Origin of the sequence: Micromonospora sp. WMMD998, from assembly GCF_029581235.1 — a bacterium.
Lineage (GTDB): Bacteria > Actinomycetota > Actinomycetes > Mycobacteriales > Micromonosporaceae > Micromonospora.
Genome location: NZ_CP120740.1, coordinates 5834907 through 5849877 on the forward strand (window position 1 = coordinate 5834907; position 14971 = coordinate 5849877).

The window sequence follows — 14971 nt, forward strand, 5'->3', positions numbered from 1 at the left end:
GATGGACCTTTTCCAGTACGACTTCATGCTCCGCGCGCTCGTCGGCGCGCTCGTCATCGGGCTGGCCGCCCCGGCGCTCGGCATCTACCTGGTGCAGCGCCGGCTGGCGCTGATCGGCGACGGCATCGGGCACGTGGCGCTCACCGGCGTCGGCGCCGGGCTGCTGCTCAACCGCTCCCCCGTGCTGGTGGCGGTGCTCGCCGCCACGCTCGGCGCGGTGGTCATCGAGCTGGTCCGCGCGTACGGGCGCACCTCCGGCGACCTCGCGCTGGCGCTGCTGTTCTACGGCGGCATCGCCGGCGGCGTGATGCTCGTCGGGCTCTCCGACGCCAGCAGCGGGTCGCTCAACGCGTACCTCTTCGGGTCGCTGACCACGACGTCGCCGGCCGACCTGGTCACCATCGGCGTGCTCGGCGCGGCGCTGCTGGTGACCATGCTGGCGCTGCGCCCGGCGCTGTTCGCGGTCTGCCAGGACGAGGAGTACGCGCGGGTCTCCGGCCTGCCGGTGCGGGCGCTGAACCTGCTGATCGCGGTGGGCACCGCGATCACGGTGACCATCGCCATGCGGGCGGTCGGGGTGCTGCTGATCAGCGCGCTGATGGTGGTGCCGGTGGCCACCGCGCAGCAGGTGACGCGCGGTTTCCGGTCGACCATGACGGCGGCCATGACGCTGGGCCTGTTCGCCGCCGGAGCCGGGATCTGGGTGGCCGCCACCGCCAACACCGCGCCGGGCGCCTCGGTGGTGCTGGTGGCGATCGGCTCGTTCCTGGTGGTGGCGCTGCTGACGGCCGGCGGGCGGGCGGTGCGGCGGCGCGTCCGGCCGACGACGGCGCAGGCGGCGGCCGAGCCGGCCGAGCACGAGGTGCTGCTCGGATGAGGCCGGCGCAGCCGACACTGGTTATCGTTACGGGGTGACCGGCTCCAACGGGTACGACCTCTTCGAGGGCGCGGGGGATCTGCTGCGCGCCCTCTCCGCCCCGATCCGGCTCGCCATCGTGAGCGAGCTGGCCGAGGGCGAGCGCTGCGTGCACGAGCTGGTCGAGAAGCTCGGCGCTCCCCAACCGCTTGTCTCCCAGCACCTGCGGGTGCTGCGCGGGGCGGGGGTGGTGCGCGGCTCGCGGCGCGGTCGGGAGATCGCGTACGCCCTGGTCGACGAGCACGTCGCGCACATCGTGGCGGACGCGGTCAGCCACGCCGGGGAGGGACCGGCATGACCACCGGCGCCCCGCGCACCACCCGGCAGCGCAGCGCGGTGAGCGCGCTGCTGGACGAGGTCGAGGGCTTCCACAGCGCCCAGGACCTGCACGCCATGCTGCGCCGGCGCGGCGACCGGATCGGGCTGACCACGGTCTACCGGACGTTGCAGGCGCTCGCCGACGCGAACGAGATCGACGTGATGCGCCCGCCGGGCGGCGAGCACCTCTACCGGCGGTGCAGCGGCGGCCACCACCACCATCTGGTCTGCCGGGGCTGCGGTCGTACCGTAGAGGTGGCCGGCCCGGCGGTGGAGAAGTGGGCGGACCGGATCTCCGCCGAACACGGCTTCACCGAGGTCAGCCACACCCTGGAGATCTTCGGCACCTGCCCGGCCTGCGCCGACCGGTAAAACCGACCGGTGCCGCCGCGGCCACGCCGTGGCAGGCTGTCCGGCGTGAAGATCTACGCCGACCGCTTTCCGACCGCCCTCCGCCAGCTCCTCACCGATCTGCTCGTGGTCGTCTGGGTGTACGCGGCGATCCGCTTCGCGTTCTGGGTGCACGACCTGGTGGAGAAACTCGCCGTACCCGGGCAGAAGCTGGAGGGGGCCGGCGGCGGACTCGCCGACAACCTGGCCGAGGCCGGCGGCAAGGTGGGCCGGGTGCCGATTGTCGGCGACGAGCTGACCGCGCCCTTCACCCGGGCCGCCGACGCCGCGCGCGCGATGGCCGACGCGGGCCGCGACCAGCAGGAGCTGGTCGGCCAACTCGCGGTGGCGCTGACCGTCGCGGTGCTGGTGTTCCCGCTCGGGCTGGTGCTCTTCGGCTGGCTGCCGCTGCGGGTGCGGTGGATGCGCCGGGCCGGCGCGGCGAAGGCCATGTCCGGCGTGCCGGCCGGCCGGGACCTGCTGGCGTTGCGCGCGCTCGCCGGCCAGCCGCTGTCCAAGCTCAACCGGATCGCGCCGGACGTGGCCGAGGCGTGGCGGCGCGGCGACGACGCGACCGTGGACGCGCTCGCCGCGCTGGAGCTGCGCGGGCTGGGGCTGCGCACCGGCCGGTAGGGTGTGCCGGTGCTGTACTTCCTGATCGTCGTCGCCGTGCTGCTGCTCGTCTACGCGGGCGTGCTGGTGAGCTTCGTCCGCAAGGGCCGCAGGATTCCGCCGGCCGCCTACCTCGTGCTGGCCGCGCTCAACGGTCTGATCCTCGCCGCGGTGATCGCCTGGGCGGTCGCCCGCCGCTGAGCGGTGTTAGGAGGGGCCCCCGCCTCTACCGAAAGCGTTAAGCGGGGGCCCCTCCTTTCACAGCCGGCGGCGGACGTCGTCGGCGGTGGAGGGACCCGGCTGCCAGCGGGCCACCCAGGGCAGGTCGGTGGGGGGTGTGAGCACGCCGGCCTCCACCGAGGCGTACCGGCCGGCGACGATCCGCTTCGCGGCGGCCACGTCCACCGAGTCGGTGTTCGACCACAGGCCGGTGAACAGCTCGTCGACGCGCAGCCGCGCCTGCCGGCAGAACAGGTCGGCCAGCTCGACGTTCTCCGGGTGCTCGGACCGCTCGGCGTAGGCCCGCACGCAGACCGCGGACATCGCGAACAGCTCCGCGCCGATGTCCACCACCCGGCCGAGGAACGCCTGCTTGCGCTCCATCTTTCCCTGCCAGCGGGACATCGCGTAGAACGTCGACCGGGCCAGCTTGCGTGAGGTCCGCTCGACGTGCCGCAGGTGCCCGGCCAGCGGCCCGAACTCCTGGTAGGCACCCGGCGACTGCCCCTTGCCGACGGCGAGCGCGGGCAGCCACTTCGCGTAGAACGCGCCGGCCCGCGCGCCGGCTGCCGCCTTGCGCCCCAGCCCGGCGTCCGGGTCGATGATGTCGCCGGCCACCGACAGGTGCGCGTCGACCGCCTCGCGGGCGATCAGCAGGTGCATGATCTCGGTGGAGCCCTCGAAGATCCGGTTGATCCGCAGGTCGCGCAGGAGCTGCTCGACCGCGGCCGGGCGCTCGCCCCGGGCTTCGAGCGACTCGGCCGTCTCGTAGCCGCGCCCGCCCCGGATCTGGATCAGCTCGTCGGCGACCCGCCAGGCCATCTCGCTCGCGTAGAGCTTGACCAGCGCCGCCTCGATCCGGATGTCGTTGCGGTCGTCGTCGGCGAGCAGGCAGGACAGGTCAAGCATGGATTCCATGGCGTAGGTGGTGGCGGCGATGAACGCCAGCTTCTTGGCCACCGCCTCGTGCTCGCCGACCGGCCGGCCCCACTGGACCCGGTCGGCGGCCCACTCCCGGGCCACGTTGAGCGCCCACTTGCCGGCGCCCACGCACATCGCCGGCAGCGACAGCCGGCCGGTGTTCAGCGTGGTCAGCGCGATCTTCAGGCCCTTGCCCTCGCCGCCGATCACGTTCTCGGCCGGCACGAACACGTCGTGGAACCGGGTGAGGCTGTTCTCCAGGCCGCGCAGCCCGACGAAGGAGTTGCGCCGTTCCACCGTGATGCCGTCGCTGTCGCCCTCCACCACGAAGGCGGTGATCCCGCCGCGCCGGCCCTCCGCGGCCGGCACCCGGGCCATCACCACGAGCAGCGTGGCGACGGTGCCGTTGGTAGCCCAGAGCTTCACCCCGTTGAGGCGGTAGCCGGTGCCGTCGGCGGTCGGCTCGGCGGTGGTGGCGAGCCGGGCCGGGTCGGAGCCGACGTCCGGCTCGGTGAGCAGGAACGCGGACACCTCGCCGGCGGCCAGCCGGGGCAGGAAACGCTGCTTCTGCTCCGGCGTGCCGAACATCTTCAGCGGCTGCGGCACGCCGATCGACTGGTGCGCGGAGAGCAGCGCGCCGATCGCCGGGTTCACCGAGCCGGCGAGCATCAGCGCCCGGCAGTAGTGCAGGTTGCTCAGCCCGAGGCCGCCGTACCTCCGGTCGATCTTCATGCCGAAGGCGCCGAGCCGGGCCATCCCGTGGAACACCTCGTCCGGGATGCGCGCGTCGCGCTCGATCGCCGCGCCGTCCACCTCGCTGCCCAGGTAGGCCCCGAACGCGCCGAGGAACTCCTCCGCCCGGGTCACGTCGTCCGGGTCGGACCGGGGCCACGGGTTGATCAGGTCGAGCCGGAACCGGCCGAGGAAGAGTTCCTTGCCGAAGCTGGGCCGGTCCCAGGCCGCCTCGCGGGCCGCCTCGGCGACCTGGCGGGCCTCCTTCTCCGAGACCTGGCCGGCCTCGCCGGGCAGCGGCCCCGCCCCGTCGGCATTGTTCTGTGTCGTGGTCACGGCTGCCTCCTGGATGGTCGGTCCGGATGCGACGAAAACGACGCTACCCCCGGGTGTTACCCAGCGGTAGCATCGCGTGCACGTCCGATTTGGCGGACCGTCAGTCTCCGGTGAGGGTCTGCGGGTCGTCGTCCTCGTCGTCGATGTCGTCGTCGGCCCAGTTGCGGCGGACGAACGGCAGGACGGCCCAGAAGGTCAGGAACCAGCCGCCGGTGATCGCGGTGAGCACGAAGGCGATCGGCCGGGGCAGGACGAAGTCGGTGACCAGCAGGACCGCGCTGACCATCGCGATCAGCATGAAGAGCAGGCCACCGGTGGCCATCCGGTGGGCGAAGCGGACCAGCTCCGGCTTGCGCCCCTGGCGGAACAGCGCCCGGTGGAACGCCACCGGTGAGATGATCATCGCGGCGGCAGCGGCGGCGGCCAGCAACGCCACGACGTAGACGTCGCGCTGGAAGTCGGTGGTCCGGTTGAAGGCGTTGCTGAACGGCATGGTCAGCAGGAACGCGAACAGGATCTGCACACCTGTCTGCGCGACGCGCAGCTCCTGCAACAGGTCGGCGAAGTTGCGCTGCCAACGCTGCTTCTCGGATTCCTTGGACAACTCGTGAACCTCCGGTGAAGACGGCACGACCGGCGGGCGAACGTCCGCCGGCAGCAGCGCCTGTGCCCGGTTCAGATGATCACGAAACCGGCTCAGGAACCCCGGCGGATCCGGCCCGCGTACCGGGCCTCCCACTCGGCGTTGTGTTCGTCGCCGCCGGCGATGTTCGCCGACAGGTAGACCGGCGGACGCTCCCCCGCCGCCACCAGCCGGGCCACCACCTCGACGGTGATCTGCTGGGCCAGCAGCGCGGCGGTGATCGAGGAGACCGCGCCGACCGCGCCACCGCCGGGCAGCGGCAGCGTGGCGTCGCCGTACGGGGCGCCGTTGTCCAGCACCACGTCGGCGTAGTCGGCGAGCTTGCGGCCGGACGGATGCCGCGACGCCATCCGGGCCGAGTGCCGTGCCGAGGTGACCGCCACCAGGCCGTGCCCGTGCTCCTTCACCACGGACGCGAACTCGACCATCGCCCCGTTCACGCCCGAGTTGGAGGCCAGCACGAACACGTCCTGCGGCCGGACCGGGGCCAGCTCGTAGAGGCGGTGCGCCACGGCCGGTTCGCGTTCCAGCTTCGGGCCGAGCACGTCGGCCGGCGCGCCGCCGACAAGCACCAGGTCACGCAGCGCGATCCGATTGGTGGGCACCAGGCCGCCGGCCCGGCCGGCGATCTCCATGGCGAGCGCCTCGGAGTGCCCGGTGCCGAAGGCGTGCACCACCCCGTCGGCACGCACCGCCGCGGCGATCAGGTCGGCCGCCGCGGCCACGTTCTCCCGCTGCTCGGCGGCAACCCGGCCCATCATCTCGGTCACCGTGGCCAGGTACGCCTGGGCGCTCACCGTCATGTCTGCTCCGTTCCTCGCACCCGGGCGAGGATCGCCTCGGCCAGCGGGCCGGGGGCCTCGTCGGGGATCCAGTGGCTGACGCCGGGGAGCGTCACGAAGCGGTAGTCGCCGGTGACGTGCGCCGCGCACGCCTCGGCGGCGGTCCGGCCGATCGCCACGTCCTTCTCGCTCCACACGTACGTGGTCGGCACCGCCACCGGGCCGACCGCCTTCATGTCCGACCCGCTCATCGCGCGGTACCAGTTGAGCGCGGCGGTGAGCGCGCCCGGCTCCCGCATCGGCTCGGCGTAGCGGGCGACCGCGTCCGCGTCACCGACCCCGCGCAGCAGCCGGCGCAACGCGGCCCCGTGCAGCGCCAGCAGCACCTTCTCCGCCTTGCCCGGCATCCGGAACAGCGCCATGTAGGCGGACTTCGCCTTCTGCCGCCCGTCGGTGGCGAGCGCGTGCCCCATCGCGGCCGGGTGCGGCACCGACACCGCGGTCAGCGTCCGCGCCCGCTCCGGGTGCGCCGCCGCCAGGCCCCAGGCCACGATCGCGCCCCAGTCGTGGCCGACCAGGTGGGCGTCGGTCACCCCGAGCGCGTCCAGCACGGCCGCCGCGTCGGCCACCAGCTCCGGGATGCGGTACGCCTCGACGGCGTCCGGCCGCGCGCCGGGCGAGTAGCCGCGCTGGTCGAGCGCGTACGTGCGCAGCCCGGCGGCGTGCAGCGCGGGCGTCACCGCGTCCCACTCGCCGGCGTGCTGCGGGAAGCCGTGCAGCAGCAGGACCGGATCGCCGCCCTCGGGGCCGCCGGTGCGTACCTCGAACGTCAGATCCCGCGCCTCGACCCGCATGATCGCCACCATACCGACCCACGCCCTGCTGGGCCTGGCCCCGACATCGGTGCTAGCGTCTGCCGTTGAGACAACTTCACATCCGACAGGGGAGCGCACAGCGCTGAGAGTGCGGGCCGACGCCCGCAGACCCTCGAACCTGATCTGGGTAATGCCAGCGCAGGGAGTTCGGTCGACCTCCAGCCGCGTCGACGTCCGGGCACAAGCCGGGCGCGGCGTGCGTCTTCTCCTGGTTCCGCACCACGAACTGGGAGTCCGTATGAACCACACCGACAGCAACCGCTGGCGTACCGTCGACATCGTCGTCGCCTCGGTGATCGCCGTCGCCTTCGGCGTCGTCTTCTGGGCCTGGGGCCTGCTCTGGAGCGCCACCGACGCGGCGTTCGCGTTCTTCCCGCCGGCGCAGGCGGTGCTCTACGGCGTGTGGCTGATCCCGGCGGTGCTCGCCGGCCTGATCATCCGCAAGCCGGGCGCGGCGCTCTACTGCGAGACGGTCGCCGCGATCGTCTCCGCGCTGCTGGGCAGCCAGTGGGCCGGCATCGTGATCCTCCAGGGCCTGATGCAGGGCATCGGCGCCGAGCTGGCGTTCGCCGCGTTCCGCTACCGCTCGTTCAAGCTGCCGGTGGCGACGCTCGCCGGCGCGCTCACCGGCCTCGGCGCGGCCATCTTCGACTTCGTCTACTGGAACAAGGCCTACGACCTGACCGACTACCGCATCCCCTACGCCCTGATCACCATCGCCAGCGCCACCGTCGTCGCCGGCTTCGGCGCGTGGGTGCTGACCCGCGCCCTGGCCAACACCGGCGTCCTGGACCGCTTCCCCGCCGGCCGAGACCGAGCCCTGGTCTGACCCTCCCGCCCCCGTTGATCAAGGAGTTTGCGTCAGCCGTGGGCGGTTTCCCCGACGCGAACTCCTTGATCAACGAGGCTGGGGAGGAGGTGGAACGGTGAGCGGGGTGGTGCTGCGGGGGTTCGGGTGGCGGCACGGGGGGCGCAGACGCTGGGCTCTGCGGGGGGTGGACCTGCGCGTCGAGAGCGGGGAGCGGGTGCTGCTGCTCGGGGCCTCCGGGGCCGGCAAGAGCACGCTGCTGGCGGCGCTGGCCGGGCTGCTGCCCGAGGACTCCGGCGAGCAGGAGGGCACCGTCGAGATCGACGGGCTGGACCCGCGCAAGGCCCGCGAGCGCGTCGGCCTGCTCTTGCAGGACCCGGAGACCCAGCTCGTGATGGCCCGCTCCGGCGACGACGTCGCGTTCGGGCTGGAGAACCGGGGGGTGGCGGCCGAGGAGATCTGGCCCCGGGTGGACGAGGCGCTGCGCCGGGTCGGCTTCCCCTACCACCGGGACCGCCCCACCGCCGCGCTCAGCGGCGGCGAACAGCAACGGCTCGCCCTCGCCGGGGCGCTCGCGCTGCGGCCCGGGCTGCTGCTGCTCGACGAACCCACCGCCAACCTCGACCCGGACGGCGCCGCGCTGATCCGCCGGGCCGTCGCCGACGCCGTCGACCCGGACACCACACTGATCCTGGTCGAACACCGGGTCGCCGAGGCGCTCCCGCTGGTCGACCGGGTGGTGGTGCTGGAACCCGGCGGCGGCGTCCGCGCCGACGGCCCACCCGAGGCGGTCTTCGCCGCGCACGGCGAGGCGCTGGCCGCCGCCGGGGTCTGGGTGCCCGGGCACACCGCGCCGCCCCGGCACGCCACCACGCCGGCCGGGGACGTGCTGCTCACCGCCGACCGGCTCGGCCTGCCGCCCCGGCTGGCCCCCACCGACCTTCGGGTACGCGCCGGCGAGGCGCTCGCCGTGCTCGGCCCCAACGGCGTCGGCAAGTCCACGCTGGCGCTGTTCCTCGGCGGCCTGACCCGCCCCGGCACCGGCGCGGTCACCGCCTCCGCCGCACTTGCCGGCCGGGACGCGCGTACTCCCCCGCACCGGTGGCGCGCGCCCGCGCTGGCCGGGCGGATCGGCTCGGTCTTCCAGGACCCGGAGCACCAGTTCGTCACCGGCACCGTCCGCGACGAGCTGGCCCTCGGGCCGCGCCGCACCGGCCGGTCCGAGGCGGAGGTCACCGCCACGGTGGACGCGCTGCTGGAGCGGCTGCGGCTGGACCGGCTCGCCGGCGCCAACCCGTACACCCTCTCCGGCGGCGAGGCGCGGCGGCTGAGCGTGGCGACCGCCCTGGCCACCGCGCCCCGCCTGCTGATCTGCGACGAGCCCACGTTCGGCCAGGACCGGCGGACGTGGCTGGAGCTGGTCGACCTGCTGGCCGAGCTGCGCGACGCCGGCCACGGCGTGGTCACGGTGACCCACGACGCCGACTTCGTGGCCGCGCTGGCCGACCGGACGCTCACCCTGACCCGCCCGACCGAGCCGAGCCACCAGACCGATACCGCCCAGCCGGACCAGCCGGCCGGGTCCGACCCGCTGGGACGCCCGACCCGGTCCGACCCGCCGGGACGCCCGACCCGGTCCGACCCGCCGGGACGCCCGACCCGGTCCGACCCGCCGGGACGCTCGACCCGGTCCGACCCGCCGGGACGGCGCGGGGGAACGACCCGATCGGGCCGTCTCGATTCGGGGCGGCCCCCGTCGCCGCCGGGTCGAGGGACCGGTGCGCCGTGATCGACCTGGAGCCGGTGGCGACGCCCGGCGCCCCACTTGCCCGGCGCAACCCGGTGGCGAAGCTGGCCGCCGCGATGGTGTTCACCATCGTGCTGGTGGCGACGCTGGACCCGGTCGCGCCGGCCATCGCCATCGCCGTCGAGCTGGCCGTGCTGCCGCTGTTCGGCGTCCGCTACCGGGTGCTGGCCCGACGGGCGTGGCCGCTGCTGACCGCCGCCGTCGGCATCCTGGTCACGCTTGTGCTCTTCGCCGCCGACCGGTCCGGCCGGGTGCTCGTCGAGGCCGGACCGGTGCTGGTCACCGAGGGCGTGCTGGTCACCGCGCTCGGGCTGGTGCTGCGGATGCTCGCGGTGGCGCTGCCCGGGATCATCGTGTTCGCCACCACCGACCCGACGGACCTGGCCGACGCGCTGATTCAGAACGCCAAGGCCCCGGCCCGGTTCGCCATCGGCGCGCTGGCCGCGTTCCGGCTGGTGCCGCTGCTCGAACAGGAGTGGCGGATGATCAGCATGGCCCGCCGGGCCCGGGGCGTGGACGCCGGCCGCAACCCGATCGCCAAGCTGCGGCTCTTCGCGTCCACCGCGTTCACGCTGCTGGTGGGCGCGATCCGGCGGGGCACCCGGCTGGCGGTGGCGATGGACGCCCGGGGCTTCGACGCCGGCACCCCGCGTACGGTGGCACGCCGGCAACGCTTCACCCGGGCCGACGGGCTGTTGATCGCCGGGGCGGCGCTGCTGGCCGGCGCGGCCCTGACGGTAAGCGTGGTCCTCGGCACCTTCCGCCCCCTGATCGGCTGACCCGCCAGCCCCCTCAACCCAGCCCGGTCCGGCTCATGATCGCTGAGGGGGTTGTCAAGGGCTCACCACGTTGGCGACGACACAGCGGCCAGCCACCCGCCGATCTCGGGTGATGGCGTCGATCTTGGACTTGTGGCACCTCCGATACCAGACCGAAACCGACATTTCATGGCACCACAAGTCCAAGATCGACGAGGCAGCCGCGAAAGGGCGAGCGGGCAGGCACGGAAGCCGGGGACGGTCGGCGGTCAGCTACGCCGGAAGGCGTAGAAACGGTTTTGGCCTGACCGCTGGCTGCGGCCGGACAGCCGAGCATCACGGCCGGCGGACGGGCCGGCCTTCGGTGGCCCTGGGCGAGCCGACGCCGAACCATTCGACGCCGAACCATTCGACGCCGAACCGGGCACAGCCGGCCCGAACGAATCGGGTAACGCCGGCACAGCCGGACCGATGGAACCAGCCGCGGGCAGGGTGGGCGGAGACACGGCGAGCGCGTCGGCATCGGTCGGGGTCAGCCCCAGCGGGGACTGCTGACGGGACTTCTTCGGGCTGCGCTTCGCGGGCATCCGCGGGCCTCCTGTCTGTCGGGCGCGCCGACCTGGACGCACCGGGGCGCGCCGACCAGGGGCGCGCCGACCAGGGGCGCGCCGAGCGGGTGCCCCGGTGCGATCCGATCACGACAGTCACCGCGAACAACGGCGGCGGGAACGAGGATGCGGACGCCCGGAGCGGGACGGGTCCACGGCACGTGTGGCGGTGGACCGGTGCTCGGAGGAAGGGCGTCAGTTACGCATACCGACACGCTAGCCCGCGGCCCCGCCCCCCGCACCCGAATTACTGGCACCATCGTCGGCATGCTGATCGCGTTCTCGATCACCCCGCTCGGCGTGGGTGAGTCCGTGGGCGACCTGGTCGCCGACGCCGTCCGGGTGGTTCGTGAATCCGGCCTGCCCAACCGGACCGACGCCATGTTCACCACCGTGGAGGGTGAGTGGGACGAGGTGATGGCCGTGGTGAAGCGCGCCGTCGACACGGTCGCGGCCCAGGCGCCCCGGGTCAGCCTGGTGCTCAAGGCCGACCTGCGCCCCGGTGTCACCGACGCGCTGACCGCGAAGGTGGCACACGTCGAGGCGCGCCTGGCCGAGGGGTGAGACGAGCCGCCACCGGTTCCTCACCCACCGTCGAGGTGTGGTCCGCTCCGTCATGCGACCGCGATACGGTCGCATGACGGCAACGAGGACGGTCGCGGCACGCGGCGCGGACGAGAGGGGCGGTACGCATGGCAGAACAGGCGACGGCGCAGATCGGGGTCACCGGTCTGGCGGTGATGGGTCGCAACCTGGCCCGGAACCTGGCCCGCAACGGATTCGCCGTGGCGGTGCACAACCGAACGCCTGCGCGCACCCGCAGCCTGGTGGCCGAGCACGGCGACGAGGGCACCTTCGTGCCGTCCGAGTCGCTTGCCGACTTCGTCGGCTCGCTGGAGCGCCCGCGTGCGGTGATCGTGATGGTGAAGGCCGGCGCGCCGACCGACGCCGTGATCGACGAGCTGATCCCGCTGCTGGAGGAGGGGGACATCGTCGTCGACTGCGGCAACGCGCACTTCGCCGACACCCGCCGCCGGGAGGAGGCGCTGCGCGAGCACGGGCTGCACTTCGTCGGCACCGGTGTCTCCGGCGGCGAGGAGGGCGCGCTGCTCGGCCCGAGCATCATGCCGGGCGGCTCGGCGGAGTCCTACCGCAAGCTCGGGCCGATCTTCGAGAAGATCGCCGCGCAGGTCGAGGGCGAGTCGTGCTGCCGGCACGTCGGGCCGGACGGCGCGGGCCACTTCGTGAAGATGGTGCACAACGGCATCGAGTACGCCGACATGCAGCTCATCGCCGAGGCGTACGACCTGTTGCGGGCCGGTCTGTCGGCGAGCCCGGCGGAGATCGCGGAGATCTTCCGGGAGTGGAACGGCGGCGAGCTGGAGTCGTTCCTCATCGAGATCACCGCCGACGTGCTCGGGCACACCGACGCGGCGACCGGCCGGGCGTTCGTGGACGTGGTCCTCGACCAGGCCGAGCAGAAGGGCACCGGCCGCTGGACCGTGCAGAGCGCGCTGGACCTGGGCATTCCGATCACCGGCATCGCCGAGGCCACGTTCGCCAGGTCGCTGTCCGGCCACGCCGACCAGCGCGAGGCGGCCCGCCGGGCGTTCCCCGACGCCGGTGAGAAGTGGCAGGTGGACGACCGGGACACGTTCGTCGAGGACGTGCGCCGCGCGCTGCTGGCCAGCAAGATCGTCGCGTACGCGCAGGGCTTCGACCACATTCGCGCCGGCAGCCGGGAGTACGACTGGGACATCGACCTGGGCGGCACGGCCACCATCTGGCGGGGCGGCTGCATCATCCGGGCCCGCTTCCTGGACCGGATCAAGGAGGCGTACGACGCCGAGCCGGAGCTGTCGACGCTGCTGGTGGCGCCCTGGTTCGCCGACCGGGTCAGCGCCGGCGTCCCGGGTTGGCGGCGGGTGGTGGCCGACGCGGCCCGGGCGGGCGTGCCGACGCCGGCCTTCTCGTCGTCGCTCGCCTACTTCGACGCGCTGCGCGCCGAGCGGCTGCCGGCCGCGCTGATCCAGGGTCTGCGGGACAACTTCGGCGCGCACACCTACCGCCGGGTGGACCGGGACGGCTCGTTCCACACCCTGTGGGCGGGCGACCGCTCCGAGGTGGAGGGCTGACGGCCGGGAGCGCTGACAGTGGAACGCCCCGCGGTCCGGCCGGAGAGGCCGGGGCGCGGGGCGTTCGGCTCGACGGCCGGAGTTGCCCGGCCGTCGAGGGGGTCAGAAGAACCGACGTCGCTTGGCCTTCTGCGGCCGGATCAGGTCGGCGCCCTTGGTCAGCAGGCGGCTCACCCCGGTCGGGCCACGGCGGGCCTCAAGCGTGTGACTGAGCCGGCGAGCACCGGCCGCCGCCAGCGGCACGGCGACCGCCATGATCGCCCACTGCGCGATCCGCTTCTGAATCATGTGGTTCACCTCCGCGTTTGCTGGTATCCCTGTGCGATACCCAGCGTGTCGCGTCGGTAAGCGTCAGCTCAGGCTCCCGGGGCCACCGGATTGGGCAGCGCCCCGCCGAAGCGGCGGTCCCGCTGCGCGTACAGCTCGCAGGCGTACCAGAGGTGACGGCGGTCGAAGTCGGGCCAGAGCGTGTCCAGATAGACGAGTTCCGCGTACGCGGTCTGCCAGAGCAGGAAGTTGGAGATGCGCTGCTCGCCGGAGGGGCGCAGGAACAGGTCGACCTCGGGCACCTCCGGGTGGTAGAGGTAGCGCGCCACCGTCTTCTCGGTGACCTTGTCCGGGTGCAGCTTGCCGGCGGCGACGTCCCGGGCGATCGCGGCGGCGGCGTCGGCGATCTCGGCCTGGCCGCCGTAGTTGACGCAGAACTGGAGCGTCAGCGTCGAGTTGTCGCGGGACATCTCCTCGGCGGTCTGCAACTCGGAGATCACGCTCTTCCAGAGCCGCCCGGCCCGGCCCGACCAGACCACCCGTACGCCCAGGTCGACGAGCTGGTCGCGGCGGCGGCGGATGACGTCGCGGTTGAAGCCCATCAGGAAGCGGACCTCGTCCGGCGAACGACGCCAGTTCTCGGTGGAGAAGGCGTACGCCGACAGGTAGGGCACGCCCAGCTCGATCGCGCCCTCGATGGTGTCGAAGAGGCTGTGTTCACCCTGCTCGTGCCCCTTGGTGCGGGGCAGGCCGCGTTCCTTGGCCCAGCGGCCGTTGCCGTCCATCACGATGGCGATGTGCCGGGGCAGCGCGGCGGCCGGCAGCGCCGGCGGCCGGGCGCCGGACGGGTGCGGGGTCGGCGGGGTCGGCTCGCGGCGGGTCGCCCTCGTCGCACGGATCACTCGGTCATCTCCCTGTTCACACCGGCGGCGGCGGGTCCGGCGCCGGTGCGCGGCGGGACCACACCCGGCCCCGCGCCGCCGGGCGGCGGGACCGTGCCGGCCGCCGGGGCACCCCGGTCGACCAGCGGCAGCGAGCGTAGCGCGCGCTCCAGATGCCACTGGAGGTGCGCCGCGACCAGGCCGCTGCACTCCCGGCGTACGCCGGTGTCGGCGGCGTCGGCGTGCGCCCAGTCGCCGCTGGTCAGCGCGGACATCAGCAGGAGCGTGGCCGGCGCGGGGTGGGCGGCGCCCGGGGGGCGGCAGTCCGGGCAGACGGCACCGCCGGCCGGCACCGAGAACGCGCGGTGCCGGCCCGGCTCGCCGCAGACGGCGCAGGCGGACAGCGCCGGCGCCCAGCCGGCGAACGACATGCCGCGCAGCAGGTAGGCGTCGAGCACCAGCGTGGTGGCGTGGTCGCCGCGGGCCAGGGACTTCATCGCGCCGAGGGTGAGCTGGAACAGCCGCAGCGACGGCTCCCGCTCGACCGGGGTGAGCCGCTCGGCGGTCTCGGCGATCGCGCTGGCCGCCGTGTAGCGGGGGTAGTCGCCGAGGAACCGCTTGCCGTACAGCTCGATCGCCTCGACCTGGCTGACGGTGTGCAGCGAGCTGCCCTGGTTGCCCTTGGGATCGCCGGCGAGTTGGAGGTCGACGTGCCCGAACGGCTCCAGCCGGGCGCCGAACCGGCTTGTGGTGCGCCGGACGCCCCGGGCCACCGCGCGCAGCCGGCCGTGCCGGCGGGTGAACAGGGTGATGATCCGGTCGGACTCGCCCAGCTTCTGCACACGCAGCACCACCGCGTCGTCGCGGTAGAGCTGTCGACGGTAGCCGGCCACCGGCCCATTCTCCTCGGGGTGCGATCTCAGGGTTGGTTCGGGGTGGACCGGCGGACCATCCCCGATGTGC

Annotated in this window: 16 protein-coding genes, 1 pseudogene and 1 riboswitch; of the genes and pseudogenes, 10 read left to right on the forward strand and 7 right to left on the reverse strand. The window is 73.6% G+C overall.

Features of this window, described 5'->3' with window-relative positions:
- The first annotated feature begins 1 nt into the window (after position 1).
- From O7619_RS26275 to O7619_RS26295, 5 genes are read left to right on the forward strand one after another with little or no spacing between them, the layout of a single operon-like run.
- Complete coding sequence (locus O7619_RS26275; protein ID WP_282284035.1) at positions 2 to 877, forward strand: metal ABC transporter permease; 876 nt, start codon at positions 2 to 4, stop codon at positions 875 to 877.
- Positions 878 to 911: 34 nt separating this feature from the next.
- Complete coding sequence (locus O7619_RS26280; protein WP_282284036.1) at positions 912 to 1214, forward strand: metalloregulator ArsR/SmtB family transcription factor; 303 nt, start codon at positions 912 to 914, stop codon at positions 1212 to 1214.
- Positions 1211 to 1606, forward strand: a complete 396-nt coding sequence (locus O7619_RS26285; RefSeq protein ID WP_282284037.1) for a transcriptional repressor — start codon at positions 1211 to 1213, stop codon at positions 1604 to 1606. The genes O7619_RS26280 and O7619_RS26285 overlap by 4 nt, the downstream gene beginning before the upstream one ends.
- Positions 1607 to 1651: 45 nt before the next feature.
- Positions 1652 to 2257 carry a hypothetical protein gene (locus tag O7619_RS26290; RefSeq protein WP_282284038.1) on the forward strand — a complete coding sequence of 202 codons (606 nt, stop codon included), beginning with the start codon at positions 1652 to 1654 and terminating at the stop codon, positions 2255 to 2257.
- Positions 2258 to 2266: 9 nt separating this feature from the next.
- A complete protein-coding gene (locus O7619_RS26295) occupies positions 2267 to 2437 on the forward strand; it encodes a hypothetical protein (RefSeq protein WP_282284039.1) in 171 nt (56 codons plus the stop codon).
- A gap of 57 nt (positions 2438 to 2494) precedes the next feature.
- Here O7619_RS26295 and O7619_RS26300 read toward each other — a convergent pair whose 3' ends face one another.
- The 4 genes from O7619_RS26300 to O7619_RS26315 all read right to left on the reverse strand — a co-directional run bounded on the left by O7619_RS26300 (position 2495) and on the right by O7619_RS26315 (position 6723).
- The gene (locus O7619_RS26300; protein WP_282284040.1) at positions 2495 to 4444 is read right to left on the reverse strand and encodes an acyl-CoA dehydrogenase family protein; all 1950 of its coding nucleotides are present in this window, start codon (positions 4442 to 4444) and stop codon (positions 2495 to 2497) included.
- A 100-nt stretch (positions 4445 to 4544) separates the two neighbouring features.
- Entirely contained in the window at positions 4545 to 5048 is a 504-nt protein-coding gene (locus O7619_RS26305; protein WP_282284041.1) for a DUF6328 family protein, read from the reverse strand.
- A 92-nt stretch (positions 5049 to 5140) separates the two neighbouring features.
- Positions 5141 to 5890, reverse strand: a complete 750-nt coding sequence (locus tag O7619_RS26310) for an SIS domain-containing protein (RefSeq protein ID WP_282284042.1) — start codon at positions 5888 to 5890, stop codon at positions 5141 to 5143.
- The gene (locus tag O7619_RS26315) at positions 5887 to 6723 is read right to left on the reverse strand and encodes an alpha/beta hydrolase (protein WP_282284043.1); all 837 of its coding nucleotides are present in this window, start codon (positions 6721 to 6723) and stop codon (positions 5887 to 5889) included. The genes O7619_RS26310 and O7619_RS26315 overlap by 4 nt, the downstream gene beginning before the upstream one ends.
- Before the next feature lie 77 nt (positions 6724 to 6800).
- Positions 6801 to 6907: riboswitch (TPP riboswitch) on the forward strand.
- A 75-nt stretch (positions 6908 to 6982) separates the two neighbouring features.
- On the opposite strand from O7619_RS26315, the gene O7619_RS26320 reads away from it, so the two are divergent.
- The 5 genes and pseudogenes from O7619_RS26320 to gndA all read left to right on the forward strand — a co-directional run bounded on the left by O7619_RS26320 (position 6983) and on the right by gndA (position 12860).
- Positions 6983 to 7573 carry an ECF transporter S component gene (locus O7619_RS26320; protein ID WP_282284044.1) on the forward strand — a complete coding sequence of 197 codons (591 nt, stop codon included), beginning with the start codon at positions 6983 to 6985 and terminating at the stop codon, positions 7571 to 7573.
- A gap of 97 nt (positions 7574 to 7670) precedes the next feature.
- Positions 7671 to 9074, forward strand: a pseudogene (locus O7619_RS26325) (ABC transporter ATP-binding protein); the annotation flags it as partial.
- Positions 9075 to 9337: 263 nt separating this feature from the next.
- Complete coding sequence (locus O7619_RS26330; protein WP_282284045.1) at positions 9338 to 10138, forward strand: energy-coupling factor transporter transmembrane component T; 801 nt, start codon at positions 9338 to 9340, stop codon at positions 10136 to 10138.
- 854 nt (positions 10139 to 10992) lie between these two features.
- Positions 10993 to 11289, forward strand: coding sequence for an MTH1187 family thiamine-binding protein (locus tag O7619_RS26335; RefSeq protein ID WP_282284046.1), 297 nt, complete (start codon positions 10993 to 10995; stop codon positions 11287 to 11289).
- A 128-nt stretch (positions 11290 to 11417) separates the two neighbouring features.
- Positions 11418 to 12860 carry an NADP-dependent phosphogluconate dehydrogenase gene (gndA, locus tag O7619_RS26340; protein ID WP_282284047.1) on the forward strand — a complete coding sequence of 481 codons (1443 nt, stop codon included), beginning with the start codon at positions 11418 to 11420 and terminating at the stop codon, positions 12858 to 12860.
- A gap of 102 nt (positions 12861 to 12962) precedes the next feature.
- Here the strand turns inward: gndA and O7619_RS26345 are convergent, their stop codons facing one another.
- The 3 genes from O7619_RS26345 to recO form a co-directional block, all read right to left on the reverse strand.
- Positions 12963 to 13148, reverse strand: coding sequence for a hypothetical protein (locus O7619_RS26345; RefSeq protein ID WP_282284048.1), 186 nt, complete (start codon positions 13146 to 13148; stop codon positions 12963 to 12965).
- 68 nt (positions 13149 to 13216) lie between these two features.
- Entirely contained in the window at positions 13217 to 14029 is an 813-nt protein-coding gene (locus O7619_RS26350) for an isoprenyl transferase (protein WP_282284049.1), read from the reverse strand.
- Positions 14026 to 14901: a DNA repair protein RecO gene (gene recO / locus O7619_RS26355; RefSeq protein ID WP_282284050.1), complete on the reverse strand. Its 876-nt coding sequence runs from the start codon at positions 14899 to 14901 to the stop codon at positions 14026 to 14028. The genes O7619_RS26350 and recO overlap by 4 nt, the downstream gene beginning before the upstream one ends.
- Positions 14902 to 14971 lie beyond the last annotated feature (70 nt).

Coding starts and splice junctions, on each gene's coding strand:
- O7619_RS26275 (WP_282284035.1), top strand. CDS start 2: ATGGACCTTTTCCAGTACGACTTCATGCTCCGCGCGCTCGTCGGCGCG.
- O7619_RS26285 (WP_282284037.1), top strand. CDS start 1,211: ATGACCACCGGCGCCCCGCGCACCACCCGGCAGCGCAGCGCGGTGAGC.
- O7619_RS26310 (WP_282284042.1), bottom strand. CDS start 5,890: ATGACGGTGAGCGCCCAGGCGTACCTGGCCACGGTGACCGAGATGATG.
- O7619_RS26315 (WP_282284043.1), bottom strand. CDS start 6,723: ATGCGGGTCGAGGCGCGGGATCTGACGTTCGAGGTACGCACCGGCGGC.
- O7619_RS26320 (WP_282284044.1), top strand. CDS start 6,983: ATGAACCACACCGACAGCAACCGCTGGCGTACCGTCGACATCGTCGTC.
- O7619_RS26335 (WP_282284046.1), top strand. CDS start 10,993: ATGCTGATCGCGTTCTCGATCACCCCGCTCGGCGTGGGTGAGTCCGTG.
- gndA (WP_282284047.1), top strand. CDS start 11,418: ATGGCAGAACAGGCGACGGCGCAGATCGGGGTCACCGGTCTGGCGGTG.
- O7619_RS26345 (WP_282284048.1), bottom strand. CDS start 13,148: ATGATTCAGAAGCGGATCGCGCAGTGGGCGATCATGGCGGTCGCCGTG.